Annotated in this window: 1 protein-coding gene; it reads left to right on the forward strand. The window is 39.9% G+C overall.

The window, feature by feature from the left end; all coding sequences use genetic code 11:
• A partial coding sequence (locus tag ACYQ2M_RS25320; RefSeq protein ID WP_459919182.1) for a transposase occupies positions 1-414 on the forward strand: 414 nt, incomplete at both ends.

Consider the following 414-nt stretch of genomic DNA (forward strand, 5'->3'; position numbering starts at 1 on the left):
GACTCCACTGAGGAAGTTCTCATTTTTGATGATTCTACCTATAGCAGGAACCGTTCAAAAAAAGTAGAACTTCTATCCCGAGTATTTGACCATACGCATAAAAAATATATAAAAGGATTTAGGATGCTTACCTTGGGTTGGTCTGATGGAAACAGTTTTCTTGGAATTGATTTTATCCTTTTATCCTCAGCCGACAAAAAAAACAGATATAACGAAATCAGCCCTGATATTGATAAACGAACTTGTGGATACCAACGACGCCAGGAGGCCGTCACCAAAAGTACGGCACATCTTGTCCCTATGGTCAAAAGAGCTATGGATATAGGGTTTCGGGCCAAATATGTATTAATGGATAGCTGGTTCTCAATGCCATCTGCCATAGCGAATCTTCGTGAACATATCCATGTTATCTGC

The organism is Desulfocicer niacini (assembly GCF_054657595.1).